Annotated in this window: 14 protein-coding genes; 9 read left to right on the top strand and 5 right to left on the bottom strand. The window is 60.0% G+C overall.

Annotation, left to right across the window (positions count from 1 at the left end; all coding sequences use genetic code 11):
• The first annotated feature begins 139 nt into the window (after nt 1-139).
• From EV130_RS08890 to ubiA, 5 genes are all read left to right on the top strand, one after another.
• Nucleotides 140-2,449 (top strand): Tex family protein, encoded by a 2,310-nt coding sequence (locus EV130_RS08890; RefSeq protein WP_074060419.1) that lies wholly within the window; start codon nt 140-142, stop codon nt 2,447-2,449.
• A 136-nt stretch (nt 2,450-2,585) separates the two neighbouring features.
• Complete coding sequence (locus EV130_RS08885) at nt 2,586-3,845, top strand: cyclopropane fatty acid synthase (protein WP_132660041.1); 1,260 nt, start codon at nt 2,586-2,588, stop codon at nt 3,843-3,845.
• 50 nt (nt 3,846-3,895) lie between these two features.
• A complete protein-coding gene (locus EV130_RS08880; RefSeq protein ID WP_132660039.1) occupies nt 3,896-4,477 on the top strand; it encodes a histidine phosphatase family protein in 582 nt (193 codons plus the stop codon).
• Nucleotides 4,478-4,550: 73 nt separating this feature from the next.
• On the top strand, nt 4,551-5,036 hold the full coding sequence (locus EV130_RS08875) for a class I SAM-dependent methyltransferase (protein ID WP_074060422.1): 486 nt from the start codon (nt 4,551-4,553) through the stop codon (nt 5,034-5,036).
• Between the two features lie 51 nt (nt 5,037-5,087).
• Nucleotides 5,088-6,044: a 4-hydroxybenzoate octaprenyltransferase gene (gene ubiA, locus EV130_RS08870; protein WP_074060423.1), complete on the top strand. Its 957-nt coding sequence runs from the start codon at nt 5,088-5,090 to the stop codon at nt 6,042-6,044.
• Between the two features lie 58 nt (nt 6,045-6,102).
• Here the strand turns inward: ubiA and EV130_RS08865 are convergent, their stop codons facing one another.
• Nucleotides 6,103-6,669 carry a DUF6101 family protein gene (locus tag EV130_RS08865; protein WP_074063068.1) on the bottom strand — a complete coding sequence of 189 codons (567 nt, stop codon included), beginning with the start codon at nt 6,667-6,669 and terminating at the stop codon, nt 6,103-6,105.
• 311 nt (nt 6,670-6,980) lie between these two features.
• On the opposite strand from EV130_RS08865, the gene EV130_RS08860 reads away from it, so the two are divergent.
• A complete protein-coding gene (locus EV130_RS08860) occupies nt 6,981-9,194 on the top strand; it encodes a DUF1217 domain-containing protein (RefSeq protein WP_132552020.1) in 2,214 nt (737 codons plus the stop codon).
• A 12-nt stretch (nt 9,195-9,206) separates the two neighbouring features.
• Here the strand turns inward: EV130_RS08860 and EV130_RS08855 are convergent, their stop codons facing one another.
• From EV130_RS08855 to EV130_RS08845, 3 genes are read right to left on the bottom strand one after another with little or no spacing between them, the layout of a single operon-like run.
• Nucleotides 9,207-10,637, bottom strand: a complete 1,431-nt coding sequence (locus tag EV130_RS08855; protein WP_074063069.1) for an FAD-binding oxidoreductase — start codon at nt 10,635-10,637, stop codon at nt 9,207-9,209.
• Between the two features lie 19 nt (nt 10,638-10,656).
• On the bottom strand, nt 10,657-11,631 hold the full coding sequence (locus tag EV130_RS08850) for an L-threonylcarbamoyladenylate synthase (protein ID WP_132660037.1): 975 nt from the start codon (nt 11,629-11,631) through the stop codon (nt 10,657-10,659).
• Between the two features lie 55 nt (nt 11,632-11,686).
• The gene (locus EV130_RS08845) at nt 11,687-12,295 is read right to left on the bottom strand and encodes a DUF6656 family protein (protein ID WP_074060425.1); all 609 of its coding nucleotides are present in this window, start codon (nt 12,293-12,295) and stop codon (nt 11,687-11,689) included.
• A 381-nt stretch (nt 12,296-12,676) separates the two neighbouring features.
• Here EV130_RS08845 and EV130_RS08840 point away from each other — a divergent pair, with 381 nt between their 5' ends.
• Complete coding sequence (locus EV130_RS08840) at nt 12,677-13,921, top strand: aromatic ring-hydroxylating oxygenase subunit alpha (RefSeq protein ID WP_074063071.1); 1,245 nt, start codon at nt 12,677-12,679, stop codon at nt 13,919-13,921.
• A gap of 154 nt (nt 13,922-14,075) precedes the next feature.
• The gene (locus EV130_RS08835; protein ID WP_132552022.1) at nt 14,076-14,555 is read left to right on the top strand and encodes a BA14K family protein; all 480 of its coding nucleotides are present in this window, start codon (nt 14,076-14,078) and stop codon (nt 14,553-14,555) included.
• A 204-nt stretch (nt 14,556-14,759) separates the two neighbouring features.
• Here EV130_RS08835 and EV130_RS08830 read toward each other — a convergent pair whose 3' ends face one another.
• Nucleotides 14,760-15,755, bottom strand: a complete 996-nt coding sequence (locus EV130_RS08830) for a transporter (protein ID WP_074060427.1) — start codon at nt 15,753-15,755, stop codon at nt 14,760-14,762.
• 200 nt (nt 15,756-15,955) lie between these two features.
• Here EV130_RS08830 and EV130_RS08825 point away from each other — a divergent pair, with 200 nt between their 5' ends.
• Nucleotides 15,956-17,734: an acyl-CoA dehydrogenase family protein gene (locus tag EV130_RS08825; protein ID WP_132660035.1), complete on the top strand. Its 1,779-nt coding sequence runs from the start codon at nt 15,956-15,958 to the stop codon at nt 17,732-17,734.
• The last annotated feature ends 6 nt before the right edge of the window (nt 17,735-17,740 follow it).

Below are 17,740 nucleotides of genomic sequence, written 5' to 3'. Positions count from 1 at the left end.
GAAAGGTCGGCCCGAAGGACCGGATCGAGCACGAACCCTCAATGATGCGCGTCAGTCTGCTGTGGAAAGCTCTGCGGGGCATTGCCTTGCCGCTTTTCGCCGCTATGGTCCCGCTACCTTCGTCAATTCAGGGAATCCCATGGCCGCAGACCTCCGCTCGCTTGCCGCAGTCATCGCCTCCGAAATCAATGCCCGGCCGGACCAGGCCAAAGCTGCGATCGAGCTGCTCGACGAGGGCGCGACCGTTCCCTTCATCGCACGCTACCGCAAGGAAGTGACGGGCGGCCTGGACGATACGCAGCTGCGCAATCTGGCCGAACGCCTCGTCTATCTGCGCGAACTGGAAGCCCGCCGCGACACGATCGTCGAATCGATCGCCGGTCAGGGCAAGATGACCGACGAATTGATGGAGAAGATCGCCCGCGCCGCCACGAAGGCGGAGCTCGAAGATCTCTACCTGCCCTACAAGCCGAAGCGCCGTACCCGTGCCGAGATCGCCCGCGAGCGCGGCCTTGGACCGCTGGCCGAGGCGATTCTCGCCGATCGCTCGAAGGGACCGGCGGTGCTGGCGGAGAGCTATATCACTGCCGATGTGCCGGATGCGAAGACGGCACTCGAAGGCGCACGCGATATCATCGCCGAAGGCATTGCGGAAAATGCCGATTTGCTTGGCAAGCTGCGTGCCCATATGCGCAGCGCCGCGTTTTTGAAGGCCAAGGTCGTGGATGGCAAGCAGGCGGCCGGCGAGAAGTTCGCCGACTATTTTGACCATTCGGAGCGCTGGGCGACCGCACCCGGCCATCGCGCACTCGCCATGCTGCGCGGCTGGAACGAGGAAATGCTGACGCTGACGATCGAGGCTGACGCCGAGACCGCCTCTCCCAACAAACCTGTCGAGCGGATGATCGCTGCTGCCTATGAAATCGGCGCGAGCCGCCCCGGCGACCGCTGGCTGATGGATGTCGCAAGCTGGACCTGGCGCGTCAAACTTTCCATGTCGCTGTCTCTCGACCTGATGCGCGAACTGCGTGAACGCGCCGAAGAGGAGGCGATCCATGTCTTTGCGCGAAACCTGAAGGATCTGCTGCTGGCGGCGCCGGCCGGATCGCGCGCCACGATGGGCCTCGATCCGGGTATTCGCACTGGCGTCAAGGTCGCTGTGGTCGACGGTACCGGCAAGGTCGTTGCGACCTCCACGGTCTATCCCTTCCAGCCGCGCAACGACGTGCGTGGCTCTCAGGCAGAACTCACCGCCCTGATCCTCAAGCACAATGTCGAACTGATCTCGATCGGTAACGGTACGGGAAGCCGCGAAACGGAAAAACTGGTAGCCGAAATGCTGGCCGGTCTTGCGGGTGCAAAGCCCACCAAGGTCATCGTTTCTGAAGCCGGCGCGTCGGTCTATTCCGCCTCCGCGACCGCCGCGGCTGAGTTTCCGGATCTCGACGTGTCGCTGCGTGGCGCCGTTTCCATCGCCCGCCGCCTGCAGGATCCGCTGGCCGAGCTTGTCAAGATCGAGCCGAAATCGATCGGCGTCGGCCAGTACCAGCATGACGTCGACCAACAGAAGCTGTCGCGCTCGCTTGACGCAGTCGTCGAAGACGCGGTGAATGCCGTCGGCGTCGATCTCAACACGGCTTCGGCACCGCTGCTGTCACGCGTTTCCGGACTCGGCCCGTCGATTGCCGAAGCCATCGTCGTCCACCGCGACCAGAACGGTCCGTTTGAAAGCCGCCGCGACCTGCTCAAGGTTGCGCGTCTGGGAAACCGCACCTTCGAGCAGGCGGCTGGCTTCCTGCGCATCCCGAACGGCAAGGAGCCTCTCGATGCATCATCGGTTCACCCGGAAGCCTATGGCGTAGCAAAGAAGATCGTTGCCGCCTGCGGCCGCGACCTGCGGTCGCTGATGGGCGACAGTGCGGCGCTGAAATCGATCGATCCGCGCCAGTTCATCGACGAGAAATTCGGCCTGCCGACGGTCAAGGATATCCTCGCCGAACTGGAAAAGCCCGGCCGCGATCCGCGCCCGAGCTTCAAGACGGCAACCTTCGCCGAAGGCGTCAACGAAATCGCCGATCTCAAGCCCGGCATGGTGCTGGAAGGCACGGTGACCAACGTTGCGGCCTTCGGCGCCTTCGTCGATATCGGCGTGCACCAGGACGGCCTTGTGCATGTCTCGCAGCTTGCCGACCGCTTCGTCAAAGATCCTCACGAAGTTGTGAAGGCCGGCGATGTCGTCAAGGTGCGGGTCGTCGAGGTCGATGCAAAACGCAAGCGCATCGGTCTTTCAATGCGCAAGGACGATGGCTCCTCGGCTGCAGCCCCACGCGGCGAGTACCGTGGAAATCAGGGCGCGCGGCCGCAAAACGACCGGCGTCCGGCTGTCCCGAAACAGGAAAACCAGGGCGCCTTCGGTGCTGCTCTTGCAGAGGCCATGAAGCGAAAATAACGGCTTAACGGCAGGCATTGCAAAAATGTCACAGTTTGGCGACCTTGTTGCCGAACTGCCAAATACGGCGCTTGTGTGGCGGAAGAGAGCGACTAAGTTTAACGCGTATCATCTTGTCACATATGCGAGGCCTTTCATGGCGTCGGGATTTTTATCAATTGTCAAAAAAATCATCCGCAAGGGTAATCTGAAGCTCACGCTGGCCAATGGCGAGACATATGCGATTGGCGATGGCAGCGGGCATCTGGTCGTCGTGCGCGTTGCCGACGAGGAGGCGGAGAAGCTTATCCGCCGCGACCCCACCCTCAAGCTCGGCGAAATGTACATGGACGGCCGGTTCATTCTTGAACAGGGCAACATCTACGACTTCCTTTCGATGGTGAAGCAGAACACCACCAACGAAATCTTCGATATTCCGATGGCTGCACTGCTGGTCGGACGCATCGCACTGCAGCAGCTGAAGAGCCGGCTGCCGGTCAATCACAACAAGCGCAATGTCGCGCATCATTACGACCTCTCGGAAAAGCTTTTCGAGCTCTTTCTTGATGAGGATTGGCAATATTCCTGCGCCTATTTCGATCCGCCGGGCATCAGCCTGGAGGAAGCACAAGTCGCCAAGAAGCGGCATATCGCAGCCAAGCTCCTGCTGCAGCCCAACCAGCGCATTCTGGAAATCGGCTCCGGCTGGGGCGGCATGGGGATGTATCTGGCGGAATCGACGCAGGGCGTCGACGTAACCGGCATCACGCTCAGCGAAGAGCAGCTGAAGATCTCGCGCGAGCGCGCCCAAAAGCGCGGTCTCGCCGATCGCGTCCGCTTCGAATTGCAAGATTACCGCACGATGACGGGCATGAAGTTCGACCGCATCGTCTCGGTTGGCATGTTCGAGCATGTCGGCATCGGCAATTTCAACAAGTACTTCCGCAAGGTGCATGAACTTCTCGCCGACGACGGCGTCATGCTCCTTCACTCCATCGCGCGGCCGAAGCCGAGCTTTGCGACAAATGCGTTCATCGAGAAATACATCTTCCCGCAAGGCTACATCCCGTCGATCGGCGAGACGGTTCCTGCAATCGAGAAGGCCGGGTTGTTAATTCGCGATATCGAGGTCCTGCCGCTGCACTATGCCTATACGCTCCGCCATTGGCGCGAGCGCTTCACGGCGCGCAAGGCCGAGGCCGTCGCCCTTTACGACGAGCGCTTCTTCCGGATGTGGGAGTTCTATCTTGCCGGCTCCGAAATAGGCTTCCGCTGGGACGAACTCTTCGTCATGCAGATCCAGGTTTCCAAGAACCAGTATTCGACACCCGACAACCGCAATTACATTGCCGAGAACGAGGCGAAGCTGAAGGAATTCGAGGCCACGCGGCCTGCCCTGGAAAAGGTTGTCTTCTGATATCGCGGCGCGGCTTCGGCTGCGCTTTGTCGACGAAAAGAGGCGTGCAGATGAGCAGTGCATTTCCCCAAATCCATCTTGTCCGCCACGGCGAAACAGAATGGAGCCTCTCCGGCAAACATACCGGCAGAACTGACATCCCGCTGACCCTGAACGGCGAGACGGCCGCCCGCAAACTCGCCGATCGCCTGAAGGGACTGATTGTCTCTGCCGTCTGGTCGGGCCCTTCTCGAAGGGCGGCGAACACCTGCGCCCTTGCCGGTTTCGGCGCAGATGCCGTGATCAAGCCCGATCTTGCCGAATGGGATTATGGTGCCTATGAGGGCGTCACGACGAAGGAAATCCTCGCGGCCCGCCCCGGCTGGCAGCTCTTCCGCGACGGCTGCCCGGACGGAGAAATGGCCGCAGATGTCGGAGCAAGGGCCGACCGGATCATCCGCGAGCTTCGCCAAGCCGGCGCGCCGGTCCTGATTTTCTCCAGCTCCCACTTTCTGCGCGTTCTCGCCGCCCGCTGGCTCGGCCTGCCACCGCAAGACGGCTCGCTTTTCGTGTTCGATACTGCGAGCATCAGCATCTTAGGCTACGAGCACGATCTGACGGAGCCGGTCATCCGGCGCTGGAACCAGCAGTAAGGGACTGTTGCGTTCTGGAGCGGTGTGACGTTGGATTTAACGCTTGTTTCGAGTTCAAGCTCCGGAGCTGCCTATGCGAACACGTCTCGACGATTTCATCAGCAGGATTTCCGCACAGAGGGATATTCTCGATCACATCGCGGCAGGGCAGGCGAGCCTGCCCGATGGACCAATACTGGAAATCGGCCTTGGCAATGGCAGGACTTACAGCCATTTGCGGGTGCGCTTCCCGGGTCGGCACATCATCGCGTTCGATCGCGAAAACGGCGCGCATGGAAGCTGCCGGCCCGACGACGACGATGTCGTCATCGGCGACATCGCCGAGACTTGCCTGAGTTATACTGGCACCAGGGCAGCCGTCGTTCATGCCGATATCGGAACCGGCTATCGAGAGCAGGATGCAATCATCCGCGAGTGGCTGCCGTCGCGCGTGGTCGCGGTGCTGGCCCATGACGGGTTTGCAGCAAGCGGCCTGGAACTGAAGCATCCCGAACTGGAGGAAATGCCGCTGCCGGCGTCCGTGGAGAGCGGCCGCTATTTTCTCTATCGGCGAAGGTGAACAGGCCATGACGCTATTGACCCGCGCCTTTGCCGGTCGCTAGATGGCCCCATGCAACAGATTGGCTTTAACGGGCGCGTTGCCGATGCGCCCTCGGACAATTGGGTTTACCGGATTTTGCCTCCGTGGGTCTGGCCGTATGCGCAGCTTGCGCGCTGGGACAGGCCGATCGGCTGGCAGCTCCTGATGTGGCCCTGCTTCTGGTCGGTGGCGCTTGCCGCAAATGTGGCCGCAAAACAAGGCCTGTTTTCCGGCTCGCAGACGCTGGTTCACCTGTTTCTCTACTTCATCGGCGCCGTCGCCATGCGCGGGGCCGGCTGTACCTACAACGATCTTGTCGATCACAGGATCGACATGGAGGTCGCACGCACCCGCTCGCGGCCCCTGCCTTCGGGACGCGTCACGCGCACCCAGGCAAAGATCTTCATGGTGCTTCAGGCGCTTGCCGGTCTTCTGGTGCTTCTGCAGTTCAACTGGTTTGCAGTCATTCTTGGCGTGCTGTCGATCGCCATCGTCGCGCTCTATCCATTTGCCAAGCGCTTCACGGACTGGCCGCAATTTTTTCTGGGGCTTGCCTTTTCCTGGGGTGCGCTGATGGGCTGGGCTGGCATATTCGCCGGCCTGTCTTTCGCTGCGATTGCGCTCTACCTTTCTTCCGTTGCCTGGACGATCGGCTACGACACGATTTATGCGCATCAGGACAAGGAAGACGACGAATTGATTGGCGTGCGTTCCACTGCGCGGCTTTTCGGCGATCGGACGCGACAGTGGCTGATCGGCCTTTATGGCGCAACACTGGTCCTGATGATGCTCGCCTTTGTTTTGGCCGGCGTCGGTTTCGCGGCCTATCTCGGGCTGTTGACTGCCACCGGCATGTTCGCCTGGCAGATCGCCAGGCTCGACATCACCGATGCGACGCAATGCCTGGCGCTTTTCAAGTCGAACAACCGTGTCGGGCTGATTATCTTTACGGGACTGATCGTCTCGCTTTTCTTCCGCCTTGCCTGATTGAAACGAAAAAACCCGGCATTGGGCCGGGTTTCAGATTGGGTCATTCGCCGAATTCTTAATTGCGGGCGATAATTTCCTTGCCTTCGATCTTCATTGTCACGCCGAGCTTGCCGGTCGTGCGGCGCACGAGGAAGCGCGGACGGCGGTTGGCGAAATAGGAATGGCGCCGGCGCGGTTTCATGTGACTGGTACGCAAATCACCGAGGTGCTCCTCGAGCGGGCGTGCAATGCCGTCGGCCTCCACCATCAGCATCGGAATGCGGAATGCCTCCGACCAGCCCCGCCAGTCGGCCGCGATATCGCAGAGATCGTGGGCGACAAGCAGCGGAACGCAGAGATCAGGATCTTCGTGGTGCAATTCAAGCGTTACGGTCACTTCCCCGTTGCCGTGGTCGATCGCCCGGGCTGCAACGCCTTTGAAGGCACGCTTCGGCAGGGCAACGGAAAGCGGCAGGCCGCTGGAGGGAAGGGTCTTGCGGAGGACGGCGCCGCGTTCATCGATCGTTATGCTGACGTCACTTGTGGAGTCGTGGATGGCGTAGCTGACCTGCTGGGGAAAGCGCGACGGATCGAGACGCAGTGTCGTTCCAGCCCAAGCGGGCTTCATAACGGTGTTGTTCATTTTCATTTCTACCCTTGTCTTACCTGAGAGCCGGTTTCCGGTCTTCTCCTCGGGGCTTTTTCGCCCTCTACGCCCCGACAATAGGCGGGCCCCCTTCCGGACCACTTAAAATTTGCGGTTAAGAAAACTTTGCCTTCCCCGATGGTTATCAAAAACCAATGTGGCAGGGTTTCCGGACCATGAACGGACCGGAAAGGATGGCTGCGCCAAAGCGGAACAGCGTCGGGTAAGTCTCGAGTAAGCTTTGCATGGCAGAATGCACGCAGGATCCTGCATTATTCTTTTAGGTTTTGCTGTTTAAGGGCGCATTCATGATTTCCGCCTCCGTTGCCTACGCGATCATAAGTCGTGACCCGAAGACGAGTCTCGATCGCATTGCCTCGCAGGCGACGGTCAAACGGGACGCCGACTACTACGCCGAGAATATCAACAAGGTGAAGGACGTCGACGACTTCCTCGGCAACTACAAGCTCTACAGCTACGCGATGAAGGCCTATGGCCTCGACGACATGACCTATGCCAGGGCCTTCATGAAAAAGGTGCTGGAAAGCGACCTTACCGACCCCGACAGTTTCGCCAACAAGCTTTCGGACCAGCGCTACAAGCAGTTCGCGGCGGCTTTCAATTTCAATGCGCCGAAGCCCGATGCACAGACGGATGCGCAGGAAGACGACCTGATCGACAGGTATAACGCATCCTTCACCGATCAGGAAAAGCAGGCGATCAAGGACACCGACTACTACAGCGCGGCGATCGCTGAGGTCCAGACAGTCGATGATCTCGTCAATGATACGCGGCTGCGCACCTATGTGCTGAAGACATTCGGCATCGATGCGACCTACGCGTCCAAAGAGTTTCTGCGCGATGTGCTGACCAGCGATCTCAACGATCCGAACAGCGTGGTGAACCTTCAGGGCGGTGAGAAGTACCAGGCGCTCGCTTTGCAGTTCAGTTTCAATGCAGACGGGACGGTGAATGGCTCGGCCCAGACCGCGACACAGAAAAACACGGTCATGGAGCAGTACAATCTGAATTCATCGACCGTCATCATCGACAACGAGATATTTCCCGATATCGTCTATACGACGAAGGCCGCTGCCGACTACAACAAGACCTATTACGAATCCAAAATCAAGACGATCACCAACGTTGACAGCCTCATCGCCGACGAGCGCCTGACGGACTACATCAAGGCTGCTTACAGTCTTGGGCCGAGCAGCTTCGGCACCGACTTGAGCGACACGGCCTTGAAGCAAATCCTTGTCGATCCGGCCTATGCCAATATGATGGACGCCACGGCTGTCCATCAGGCCTTCAGCTTTGAGGCTGATGGAAGCGTCCTCGGGCCTGACGGCCCCCAGTCGGATTCGCTGATCCAGGCAACGTCGGTAAACTACATGGCCCGTTACGATGACGAGGCGAAAGCCGCCATCGAGGAGATCGTCGCCAATTACAAGACGCGCATGTCCGATACCAGGACAATGGACAATTTCTCCGACATCGACAGCATCAACGATTTTCTAAAGACCAACAAGACCGGCGATCTGGACAAGACGAACGACGATCTGCCCGATCTCTATCAGGTTGCGCTTCAGGCTTACGGCTTGACGCAGGAAGAAGTGTCGAAATCGGTGATGCGCAAGCTGCTGGCAAGCGATCCTTACGACCCCGCGGGCTATGTCGCATCCTTCAAGGACGATCGGGTCACGCAATTGGCGAGAGCCTTCAATTTCGATGGCGAAGGTAACGCATCGATCCAGCTGCAGGCATTATCGCCCGCCGCGATGGCCAAATATGCGACGAACTACAAGTCACATGTCACCATGCTGATGAAGGACGGTCCCCTGAAGGACAAGGCATCCAAAGATGCGACCGAGGAAGTCGACTATTTCGCAAAGACCATGGAATCGGTGCAGTCTCTCGATGATTTCCTGGAGGACGACCGCTTGACCGGTCTCATTCTCAAGTCTGTCGGTCTCGATCCGAAGGACTACGACGAAGAGACGCTGCGGAAGATTTTCACATCCGATCCCGACGATGCAAACAGCTATCTGAACACCAAGGCGGACTCGAAATTCAAGAATATCGTCGCCGACTTTAACTTCGACACGGCCGGCAATCTCACGCGCGCCAAGCTGGGCATCGTCCAGGATCGGGGTGCGCTCGATCGCACGCAGGATGCCTATCTGCAGCAGACGCTCGAGACGCAGGAAGGCGAGACGAACGATGGCACCCGCTTGGCGCTTTACTTCGCCCGCAAGGCACCCGATATCACCTCGCTCTATTCCATCCTAGGCGACAAGGCGCTCTTCCAGGTCGTCACCACCGCCTACAACCTGCCGAGCCAGATCTCCAGCATGGATGTCGACAAGCAGGTTGCGCTTCTCGAAAAGTTCGTTGACCTCAAGGATCTCGGCGACTCGAAGAAAGTCGACAAGCTGGTGAAGCGGTTCACGGCGATGTACGACATCCAGAACGTGACGACCCAATCGCCGGCGCTGCAGATTCTGACGGGTGGCGGTTAAACCGCCACGTTCTTACTCAACGCTGACCACTTTCCCTGGGTTCATGATGTTTGCCGGATCAAAGGCACGCTTGATGCGACGCATCAGGTCGATCTCGATGGCAGGGCGGATCGCGGCGAGCTCGTCGCGCTTGAGCTGGCCAATGCCGTGCTCTGCCGAGATCGAGCCGCTGTGTGCCAGAACGATGCCGTGCACAATCTTGTTCATCTCATGCCACCGGCCGATGAAGGCGTCCTTGTCGGCGCCGACCGGTTGGGAGATGTTATAATGGATATTGCCGTCGCCCATGTGGCCGAAGGCGCATATGCGGGCGCCGGGCATGGCTGCCATGACGGCGTCGCCGGCCTCGTGCATGAAATGCGGGATCTTCGAAACCGGAACGGACACGTCGTGCTTGATCGAACCGCCTTCGGGCTTTTGAGCTTCCGACATGCTCTCGCGCATATGCCACAGCGCCTTCTGCTGCGCGACGGACGAGGCAATCGCCGCGTCCTGCACCAGCCCCGCCTCAAACCCTTGTTCGAGTAGCGCATTCATCATCCGCTCGGCGGTTTCGGCCGAATCCGAGGTCGAGATGTCGATCAGCACATACCACGGGTACGCCGCTTCCAGCGGATCGCGCACGCCCTCGATATGTTTGGCGGTGATCTCGACACCGAACCGCGGCATCAGCTCGAAGCCGGTCAGCGAGGTGCCGCAAAGGCTGCCCGCCAGATTGAAAAGGGCAAGCGCCTCCTCCACGGAGTTCAGTCCTGCAAAGGCGACCTGATGGCCGAGCGGCTGCGGGTAAAGCTTGAGGACGGCGCCGGTAATGATGCCGAGCGTGCCTTCGGCCCCGATGAAGAGATCGCGAAGGTCGTAGCCCGTATTGTCCTTCTTCAGGCGACGAAGGCCATCCCAGATTTCGCCGGTCGGCAGCACGACTTCGAGGCCAAGGCAAAGCTGGCGCACGTTTCCATAGGCCAGCACCGCAGTTCCGCCGGCGTTCGTCGACAGGTTGCCGCCGATGCGGCAGGAGCCTTCGGCGCCGAGCGAGAGCGGGAAAAGTCTGCCATGCGCCTCGGCTGCCTTCTGCACCTCGGCGAGGATTGCGCCGCCGTCGGCAACCAGCACGTTCGCCACCGGATCGACGTCGCGGATCCTGTTCATCCGCTCGAGCGAGACAATGATGTCCGATTTGCCCTCGCGCGGCGTCTGGCCGCCGACCAGGCCGGTATTGCCCGTCTGCGGCACGACCGCAGTTCCGGTTTGCGTCGCAAGCTTCAGGATGGCCGAAACCTCCTCGACATTCGCGGGCCTGAGCAGGAGAGGAGAGGAACCGTGATAGAGGCCTCGGTTCTCAATAAGGTGCGGGGCAAGCTCGGCCTCGCTGCGCAGCGCGTATTTCTCGCCGACGATTGCAGCAAAGCGGTCGAGAACTTCGGGGGAGACGCTGGCGCTCATCGAGCTCATTCCTTCCTTGTTATTCGCGCGGCGCGGCAGCACGCCGCAAGCGGTCGTTGATCGCTTCGCCAAGACCCTCGTCCGGTATTGGCGAAAAGGCGATCGTCGCTGCGCCGCTGGCATCGGCTTTCTTCATGTAGTCGAAAAGATTGGCAGCCGCCTCCGCCAGATCGCCACAGGGGCTGAGGTTGAGCACGAGGGCCGCATCGCTTGCGCCCGCGACATCGACCGCGCCGAAGGCAATCAGGGCCTCGTCGGTTTTGACAGCCGCGGCATCGAGACGGACATTGGCACCGGGCGCATAATGCGAGGCGAGCATGCCGGGAGCCTCGATTGCCGCCGATGCCTTGGCGGCACGCTGCAGCCGCTTGCCGGCAACGCGCTCGATCTCGGAAGCCGGCAGCCCACCCGGCCGCAGCAGTTTCAGCTCGCCGTCCTCGACCTTGACGATGGTGGATTCGACACCGACCGTGCTGGCGCCTGCATCGACGATGAGCCGGATCTTTTCGCCGAGATCGGCGTCGACATGGTCTGCGCTGGTGGCGCTGATCCTGCCCGATGTGTTGGCGCTCGGTGCGGCGAGCGGTTTGCCGAAGGCGCGGATCAGATCGCCTGCAAACCCCTTGGGCACGCGGATCCCGACCGTGTCCAGGCCGGCCGTTGCAAGCGGATGGATCCGGCTCTTGGCCTTCAGGGGCAGGACGAGCGTCAGCGGGCCCGGCCAGAAGGCTTCGGCCAGTGCGCGCGAGAGCGGATCGAACTGCGCATAGTCTTCCGCCATCGCCAGGTCGCTCATATGGCAGATCAGCGGATTGAAGCGGGGGCGGCCCTTGGTCTCGTAGATACGGGTTATCGCCGCCGCATTGGTGGCGTCGGCAGCAAGGCCGTAGACGGTCTCAGTCGGGATGGCGACCGGAAAGCCTTCCGAGAGCACGCTCGACGCCGTTTGCAGCGCCTCGTGTCGATGTTGTGCGATGTCGATTATGCGTGCCATGTACCGCCCGTTGTTCCAGGCAGTCCCATAGGCCTTTGAAAGCCTGCGATCAATATCAGAGCTGGCGGATGATTTCGCGAAGCTGTTCGTTGCGGGCGCCAAGCAGAAGCACATTCCGGATGGCTACCTGCGGATCGTCGGTTCTGAAGAGCACGCCGTTGCCGCGAACGGAGCGGTCGATCGTCATCTTCTCCGGCGTATGCTCGCCGGGCTTGATTGCGACGGCGAAATACATGCGTGAATATTTGATATCGATATGATGGAAGAAATTGTCGTTGTCGCCGATGTCCGCGTAGAAATTGGCGATATAGAAGGCCCAGCTGACCTCTTCGTAGCGCGCGAATTTCGTCCGGGCTGCCGTGACATGGCAATAGCCGAGATGCGGGCTGTCGGCGAGCGTCCGGTGGAACACCATCTTGGGGAACTGGATCGTGCGGTGGAAGCCATTGATCTGCTGATGCGCCCTGATGCCTGCCGTTTGCAGTTTCCGGCCGGTTTTCTCGCTTACTTCATGGTAGCTCAGGTAGCGGCGTTCTTCGGCGAGCCAATGGGCACGATCGCGGGTGATCTTGCCGGTGCGGAGAAATTCGGAATGCGGCGCTGCAGGTTTCTTGTCCTGCGGCCTGGCATCTCCCTTGGCGTCGAAATAGCGAAGTTTCGCCATGGTTCGCATTCCATCTGCTTGTTCAATAAGGGAAACATAGAAGTTTATGCTTAATGGCCTGTTAAAGCGCGCGTCTTGTGCATGATGTCGGGAGCATGTGGCGAAAGGGCGTCGCAGATGCGACAATGACGGGGAATGCGGGTGGATTGTGCGGTCAGGTTTGAGTTTGTCGGATGTCGCATTTGAAGGTTCTGTGGCGAAAGGGGAAAATCGCGTTGCCTCGCCACGCTGTCGTCAATTTCGAAGCCGATGTCGCATTACAACCAAGCGGCAGTCATGGCCGGTGTTTAAATGACGCCATGATAGTTCTCCCGCATGGAGAAGAAGCGGGCGCTTCCATCCCGCCTTCGCGGCGGCAGCCTATGGCACGAGGATAAACAGATGGATATTCGCAACAACGTTTTGCGGCAACTCAAGAACCGGCGCGCAGGCTTCAGCCTTGAGCAGCCCTTTTATATCGACGAAGATTATTTCAAGCTCGATATGGAGATGATCTATTATCGGGACTGGCTGTTCATGGGCCATGATTGCGAATTGCCCAAGCCCGGCGCCTATTTCACGGTTCAGATCGGCCAGTATCCCGTAGTGATCGTACGCGGCCGCGACAACGTCATCCGCGCCTTCCACAACAGTTGCCGCCACCGCGGCTCGCGTGTCTGCACGAAGGAGCACGGCTCGTCGGTGCGCCTTGTCTGTCCCTATCACCAATGGGCTTACGACCTCGACGGCAAGCTTGCCTTCGCCCGCCACATGGGCGACGATTTCGACAAGAGCGGCTACAGCCTGAAGCCCGTGCACTGCGAGAGCTTTGCGGGCTACATCTTCATCTGCCTGGCAGAAAAGGCACCGGACTTCCAGCCGATTCGCGACGTGGTCAGCCCCTATCTGCTCCCCCACCGTCTGAGCGAAGGCAAGATCGCCTTCCAGAGCACCATTATCGAGAAGGGCAACTGGAAGCTCGTTTGGGAAAACAACCGCGAGTGCTACCATTGTGCCGCCAACCATCCGGAACTCTGCCGCACCTATCCGGAAGCCCCGAGCGTCACCGGCACGGACGGTGGCGCCGACGACCCGGAGATCGCCGGTCACTGGGCGCGCTGCGAGGCGGCCGGCCTTCCGAGCAGGTTCCAGATCTCGCCGGACGGCCAGTTCCGCGCCGCCCGCATGCCGCTGATCGAAGATGCCGAAAGCTACACCATGTCCGGCAAGAGTGCCGTCAAGCGTCCGCTTTCGGAGGATGTGAAGATCGACCGCATCGGTACCATGCTGCTTTTCCACTATCCGACGACCTGGAATCATTTGCTCGGCGACCACGCGATCTCGTTCCGCGTCTTGCCGCTCAGTGCCAACGAGACAGCCGTCACGACGAAGTGGATCGTGCACAAGGACGCCGTCGAAGGCGTGGACTACAATATCGAGGAACTCACGCACGTCTGGACGGAAACCAACGATCAGGACCGCCGCATCGTCGAAGAGAATGCCTTCGGCATCCACTCGCCGGCCTATGAGCCCGGTCCGTACTCGATGCTTCATGAAGGGGGCGTGATGCAGTTCCTCGAGTGGTATTCGACCTTCATGGTGAACCGCCTCCAGGGTGACCGGTCGAAGCTTTCCGACGTCGCCTGATGTTTCCCGTTCCAATTGCGGAAAATGAACCGGTTAATCCCCGGTTCATTTGCCTTGCGGTAGAAGGTCAGCCCGTGCCGAACCGCTCGTGTGGGGAAGAAACCCATACGTTACCGGCGAAGCCAGATTCGCGCCTTGGGGATTGGAGAATACAATGAACGTGTTCAGTAAGAGAATTGCGAGTGCCGTCTTTTCCGCCGCTGTTGTCCTGACGAGCTTCGTGCCGTCGCAGGCCATTCAGATGCCGGCAGCACCGCAGGTGGAAAAATCCTCGGACGTACAGAACGTTCAGTACCGCCGTTACTATCGCCCGGGCTATCGTCCCGGCTACTATCCCGGTTACCGGCCCGCATATCGCGATGGTTACTACGGCGGCTATCGCGGCTATCGCTATTCGCGCCCTGGCTATCGTCACTATAACGGCTACTGGTATCCGCTGGCTGCTTTCGGTGCCGGCGCCATCATCGGCGGGGCGATCGCCTCGCAGCCGCGCTACGTAGCCCCGCCGGCCTATAGTGGCGGCGGCGGACACGTCGCCTGGTGCGCAAACCGCTACCGTTCATACCGTGCTTACGACAATACGTTCCAGCCCTACAACGGCCCGCGTCAGCAATGCTATTCGCCTTATAGCTAAGGCGTGATCCGATTTTTAAACCCAGCGGCCCGGCGGCAGAACCGCCGGGCTTTTAGCGCGCGTCAAGACGATCGAGTGCACGTAGCTTTGTGACCTTGTCCGACGAAGTGCGATCCGGCACGCAAAGCGCCCATCCACAGCAGTCACTTTGCACTATTTCGATATGCGGCCATGACAGCAGTTCGCAAACAGCAAATTTTCTTGTCAAAGTATATTGACCCGCTTCAGCAGCCACCAGGCAAGCAGCACTGAAGCGACAAGGAGCGCCACCGCGTACTCCGTCCCGCCAGGTCCTTCGGCGAAGGGTAGATTTGCCGTATTCATGCCGAAGAAGCCAGTCACCAGAGTTGGCGGCAGAAGGAAGGCGGTCATGATCGAAAGGATGTAGAGGTGACGGTTGGTCTCGGAGGACTGCTTGGAATCGATTTCCTCGTGCAGCAAGCGGGCGCGTTCCTGCAATGCATAGATATCGTGGTCGACTGATTCCAGCCTGTTCGTTAGCCGGCCGGCGATATCCTCGAAGCCGAACGGCATCTCGTCCTCGTCGGAGGCCGAGGCACGCCGCATGAGCGTCAACAGGTTTCTGAGGTGCCGGTGGAGGCGCACGATGGTGCGCCGTACCGGCGCCAGCCGCCGCCGCTCATCGCGCGAAACATTGTCGTAGACGAAGTCTTCGATGAGGTTCAGCTCTTCGGTAAGCTCCATGACAACGGATATCAGCGTGCGCTGAAACTCGATCACCAGCAGTTCGAAGAGGTCCACCGGCCGGGAGAATTTGGCCGGATTCTTCTCGATCATCGCACGCGCCCGCTCGACACTGCGCAGCGGCTGCAGGCGTGTGGTGATGATGAAGCGGTCGGAGATGGCGAAATGCAGCCAGCCGAGATCGTTGGTGTCCTGATCGAATTCACGCTGGCAATCGATGAGCGTACCGAAGAGCATCTGTTCGTCCACGGTGAGCGCTGCATGCGTATCCCGCGTTGTGAGAGCTGTTCTGGCATCTTCGGAAAGGCCCTCCAGCGTTTCGAGCAGGGCAGGGACCCGCGCATCGGCGAGGTTGAGATGCAGCCAGTAAAAGCCGTTGACGGACACCAGTTCTGCCGGAAACGCGCTGTTGTGCAGGCGAAGTGCCTTGCCGCCTGCTGCCGGGAAACTGTAGGCCCAGACGAGGCCGGGTATATTGGCAGGCAACGTATCCATCGGTCGCGATCCTTTCGATGCGATCAGTCTGTTTAGAGATTCTCCATGACCGTTGTTTGTGCAAGTGTGAAGATCTGCGAGCGGCAAGATGTCGTCAATTCTGACAGGTCGAATTCGAAATTGACGTTTACGTAAAAATCAATTAGCTCTTCCACCGGAGGCTTGGAATCACGGTTCCGTTCGAAATGCGAGGAGATGACATGTACAAGGCGCCCGTCGAGGACATCGCGTTTACTCTGAGACACGTCGCAGGGTTGAGCGAGGCGATCGAAAAAGGCCTGCTCGGTGACCTCAGCGAGGATCTCGTCGATGCAATTTTGGGCGAAGCCGGTCGTTTCGCGACCGAAGAAATCGCCCCGCTGGCCGAGATCGGCGACAGGCAGGGTGCTCGTCTGGTCGACGGCGAAGTGAAGACCCCGGATGGATGGACGAAACTCTATAAGGATTGGACCGCAGGCGGCTGGAACGGACTGACAGGCTCCGAAGAATATGGTGGCCAGGGGCTACCCAACATGCTGAACGTCGCCGCTCTTGAAATGTGGAATTCCGGCGCGACCGCCTTCGCGCTCTGCCCGACGCTGACGATGGGCGCGGTCGAGGCACTGAGCACCCACGGTAGCCCGGAACTTCGGCAAAAATACCTGGCGAAGCTCATCTCCGGCGAGTGGACTGCCACCATGAACCTCACCGAGCCGCATGCCGGGTCGGACGTTGGTGCGCTGACGAGCCGGGCCGATCGGCGCGAGGACGGCACCTATCGCCTGTTCGGCCAGAAGATATTCATCACCTGGGGCGAGCACGACGCTACGGACAACATCATCCATCTCGTCCTCGCCCGTCTGCCTGATGCACCGGCCGGCACGCGCGGCATTTCGCTGTTCCTCGTGCCGAAGTTCCTTGTCAACGACGATGGCTCGCTCGCTCGCCGCAACGACGTCTTCTGCCATTCGCTGGAACACAAGATGGGCATCCACGGATCGCCCACCTGCACGATGATCTATGGAGACGGCAGGTTCGGCGGCGAGAAGGGGGCGGTCGGCTGGCTCGTGGGCGAAGAGAACAAGGGTCTCAACTGCATGTTCACGATGATGAACAATGCCCGCCTGACGGTCGGCATGCAGGGGGTGGCGATCGCTGAAGCCGCGACGCAAAAGGCGATCGCCTATGCCATGGAGCGCAAGCAGGGCAGGGCGCCCGGCTGGAGAGGCAACGGCATGAGCCCGATCATCGAACATCCCGACGTTGCCCGAATGCTGCTGACGATGAAGGCGCTGACGCAGGGCTCCCGCGCCATCTCCTATGCCTGCGCCCACGCGATCGACATGTCGCATCGCGTGGGCAAAGACCGGCAGCATTGGCAGGAACGCGCTGCGCTTCTGACGCCGATCGCCAAGTCGTTCGCCACCGATGCCGGCGTCGACGTCGCCTCGCTCGGCGTTCAGGTCCATGGTGGCATGGGCTTCATCGAGGAGACGGGCGCTGCCCGCTTGCTGCGCGACGCTCGGATCGCGCCGATCTACGAAGGCACCAACGGTATCCAGGCGATCGATCTCGTCACCCGCAAGCTACAGCTTTCGAACGGCGATCACGTGAAGGGCTTGCTGGCCGAACTTCGCGATATCGCCGATCAGGTGGGTAGCTCAAATCTCGATGGCTTCGGCAAAACGGCAGCGCGGCTCGGCTCGGCCATCGCCGATCTGGAACAGGCAACCGGCTGGCTTTTGAAGGTGCAGGCAGATGGCAGGATGGCCGAGGCGCTTTCGGGGGCGACGCCCTATCAGCGCCTCTTCGGGCTCGTCCTGACCGGCTCCTACCTCGCCAAAGGCGGGCTTGCCAGGGTATCTGACGGTGCGGACGAAAGCCGCATTGCGCTTTGCCGTTTTGCCGCCGAAAATCTTCTGTCGGAATCCGCAGGCTTGAAGGATCGCGTCATCAACGGCGCAGACAGTCTCGCGGCTGCCCGCATCGCTCTTGCCTGAGGATCA

This window comes from Rhizobium azibense (assembly GCF_004342325.1).
In the GTDB taxonomy this organism is placed as follows: Bacteria; Pseudomonadota; Alphaproteobacteria; order Rhizobiales; family Rhizobiaceae; genus Rhizobium; species Rhizobium etli_B.
Note: the sequence above shows the minus strand (reverse complement) of the source record. Positions and strands in the feature narration are given on the sequence as shown.

Bases quoted from the DNA above. Each gene is read 5' to 3' on its own strand.
- EV130_RS08875 (WP_074060422.1), top strand. From the start codon at position 4,551: ATGCGAACACGTCTCGACGATTTCATCAGCAGGATTTCCGCACAGAGG.
- EV130_RS08830 (WP_074060427.1), bottom strand. From the start codon at position 15,755: ATGGATACGTTGCCTGCCAATATACCCGGCCTCGTCTGGGCCTACAGT.
- EV130_RS08865 (WP_074063068.1), bottom strand. From the start codon at position 6,669: ATGAACAACACCGTTATGAAGCCCGCTTGGGCTGGAACGACACTGCGT.
- EV130_RS08825 (WP_132660035.1), top strand. From the start codon at position 15,956: ATGTACAAGGCGCCCGTCGAGGACATCGCGTTTACTCTGAGACACGTC.
- EV130_RS08840 (WP_074063071.1), top strand. From the start codon at position 12,677: ATGGATATTCGCAACAACGTTTTGCGGCAACTCAAGAACCGGCGCGCA.
- EV130_RS08880 (WP_132660039.1), top strand. From the start codon at position 3,896: ATGAGCAGTGCATTTCCCCAAATCCATCTTGTCCGCCACGGCGAAACA.
- EV130_RS08835 (WP_132552022.1), top strand. From the start codon at position 14,076: ATGAACGTGTTCAGTAAGAGAATTGCGAGTGCCGTCTTTTCCGCCGCT.
- EV130_RS08845 (WP_074060425.1), bottom strand. From the start codon at position 12,295: ATGGCGAAACTTCGCTATTTCGACGCCAAGGGAGATGCCAGGCCGCAG.
- EV130_RS08850 (WP_132660037.1), bottom strand. From the start codon at position 11,631: ATGGCACGCATAATCGACATCGCACAACATCGACACGAGGCGCTGCAA.
- EV130_RS08855 (WP_074063069.1), bottom strand. From the start codon at position 10,637: ATGAGCGCCAGCGTCTCCCCCGAAGTTCTCGACCGCTTTGCTGCAATC.
- EV130_RS08890 (WP_074060419.1), top strand. From the start codon at position 140: ATGGCCGCAGACCTCCGCTCGCTTGCCGCAGTCATCGCCTCCGAAATC.
- ubiA (WP_074060423.1), top strand. From the start codon at position 5,088: ATGCAACAGATTGGCTTTAACGGGCGCGTTGCCGATGCGCCCTCGGAC.
- EV130_RS08860 (WP_132552020.1), top strand. From the start codon at position 6,981: ATGATTTCCGCCTCCGTTGCCTACGCGATCATAAGTCGTGACCCGAAG.
- EV130_RS08885 (WP_132660041.1), top strand. From the start codon at position 2,586: ATGGCGTCGGGATTTTTATCAATTGTCAAAAAAATCATCCGCAAGGGT.